The organism is Puniceispirillum sp. (SeqCode), from assembly GCF_965657105.1.
Classification (GTDB): Bacteria; Pseudomonadota; Alphaproteobacteria; order Puniceispirillales; family Puniceispirillaceae; genus Puniceispirillum.
In genome coordinates this window covers 20,699-23,238 of the sequence record NZ_CBFHNB010000034.1, presented here as the reverse complement: position 1 = coordinate 23,238, position 2,540 = coordinate 20,699, and the positions used below count along the sequence as shown (strand labels likewise).

The 2,540-nt window shown below is 46.3% G+C and carries 2 protein-coding genes; both read left to right on the top strand.

All coding sequences use genetic code 11. The features are described from left to right. Positions 1–1,745: tetratricopeptide repeat-containing sulfotransferase family protein (locus ACTF7Q_RS06280; protein ID WP_438997003.1), on the top strand; the 1,745-nt coding region annotated here is incomplete at its 5' end. A gap of 145 nt (positions 1,746–1,890) precedes the next feature. After that, a partial coding sequence (locus tag ACTF7Q_RS06275) for a metallophosphoesterase (RefSeq protein WP_438997002.1) occupies positions 1,891–2,540 on the top strand: 650 nt, incomplete at its 3' end.

Here is a 2,540-nt window from a genome sequence, read left to right as displayed (position 1 = left end):
ATCGCGGCGTTACCTTACAACAGATGCAGCAGATGACCGCGGCGCTGGCAAGCTATGAACATGCGCTGGCTGTGCAACCAGAATTTATCGAGGCGCATATTAATCGCGGCACGATTTTTCAGCAACTAGGCAAAGCAGATGACGCCATTGCCAGCTATGAACTAGCGCTGGCGATTGATCCGGACCATGCTGAAACGCATAATAATATGGGCATCATATATGCGCGCGCTGGCGATCATGAACGCGCCCAATCCTATTATGAAAAGGCTTTGGCGTTGAAGCCCGATTATGTCGAAGGCTATATCAATCTGGCAACATTGCTGTTTGATACTGATCAAATTGGCGCGGCAATAGCGCATATAGAGACAGCCCTAGGCCATGATGCCAATGATGCGATGGCGCATAATCTATATGGCATGCTCAAAAAGGCACAGGGTGATGTGGCAGGCGCGCTGGCAAGCTATGCAACAGCAATTGCGCAAAATCCTGATTTTGCTGAACCGCATATCAATAAAGGGTTGGCATTACAGCAAAGCGGGGCGCATGCGGCCGCGCTGACAGCGTTTGATAGGGCTATCAAAATTAACCCAGATCATGCCGAGGCCCATAATAATAAAGCTGTAACCTTGCAGGAGCTAGGCCGCTTTGATGCGGCGCTGGCATCTTACGATCAGGCGATTACATTGGCACCTGATTATGCGCTGGCCTATTTCAACCGGAGCAATCTGATCAAAGATATTGCGCCGAATGATTCCATGCTGGCCAATATGGAACGGCTTTTTGCCGATCATAATACTGATAAACATGCGCGTAAAAAGCTGGGCTTTGCGCTTGGGGCCGCACATGAAAAGATGGCACATTATGAAACCAGCTTTCGATTTTTGCAGCAGGCCAATGACTTGCGCAAGGCCGAAGGTGATTACCATATCGAAGATGACCGTGCCTTATTCACGATGATCACCAATAGCTATCGGCATTTTCAGATCGCCAATTCAAAGATAAAAGACACCAAGATCAAAGCCGCGATAAAGCCTATTTTGATCGTCGGCATGCCGCGGTCGGGCACGTCGCTGGCTGAACAGATATTGGCAAGCCATCCAGACGTCCATGGCGCAGGCGAGCTTGACACCTTATCCACATTATTTGAAACCCTGTTCATATGTCCCGATCACCAGCCATCACCCAAAGATATGGCACATCGTGTCGCGGCTGAAACCGAATCGATACGCGCGCAATATTTCGAAACATTAACTTCATGCGCTGATGGTGCCGCCTTTGTTACTGATAAATTACCCCTTAATTTCCGCTGGACCGGTTTTATAAAGCAGATATTTCCCGAAGCAAAAATCATTCATTTACAACGTGATCCACGCGCGATCTGCTGGTCAATCTATAAGCATGAATTCGCCTCTAAAGGAAACGGGTTTGCCTATGATATCGACGATCTGGCTGAGTTTTATCGCCTATATGCCGATTTGATGCGGGTTTGGCACAGCTTACTGCCAGGTGATATTTACCAGCTTAATTATGAACAGCTGACCCAGAATCAGGAAGATGAAACACGCGCGTTACTGGCCTTTTGTGATCTGGCTTGGGCACCGCAATGTCTTGAATTTCACAAGACTGAACGCGCCGTTCAGACAGCAAGTGCCGTTCAGGTGCGACAAAAACTTTATCAAGGCAGTTCCGACGCTTGGCGCCATTACGAACAATATCTAGGCGCATGGAAGAATTTGGCACCATGAGCCACCTATAATGGGATGCCCTATAATGGGACGCTATTTAATGGGATGGGATATGCCTGATGCTGCGCTATCCTTTGAGTGGTCGCCATTGTCGGTGTTGTGCCCGCAGATATAAGGGCGGTCTGTTACAGATGGGATGACATGAATGAGAAATTTTATTTTTGCTACCATCATTTTTATACTGAGTTTTCTAATCTATATTTATCCGCTGAATATCGTTGCCTATCTTCTATTTGATGCCAGGCTTATTCAGCCTGTAACGATCATCCCGACAGCTATTATTGCACTGACTATTTTTGTGTATTTCAAAACACATATCACGTCCCCCCTCTTAAGCACGATCATCTATTATGGCATGGGCATTGGCTTCATCGGCTTCTGCATATTTAATATTGGTTTAATCGCCGCCTTGATTATGCCCGAATTCAGCTTTGAAATCGGTCTGTTCTGCCTCATTGTCTTTGTGATTACCTGCGTAAAAAGCATTTTAAACGGGCGCTATATCCACCTTAAGAATATCCACATCACCTCGCCAAAAATAGATCAACCTTCTAACCTGCTATTCATTAGCGACGTTCATCTGGGGTCTAATTCAAAGCAGCATTTCGAAAGAATTTGTCAGACCATAGACAAGCTGGATTACGACTTTCTTTTAATCGGCGGCGATCTGTTTGATTCAAGTGCTTTTAACGCTGCCGATTTAAGTCCCTTAAAGGTGATTGAAAAACCCATTCTGTTCGTGACCGGAAATCATGAATATTACGTCAAGGATCATCAGGCAAAGGTCGCTGATCT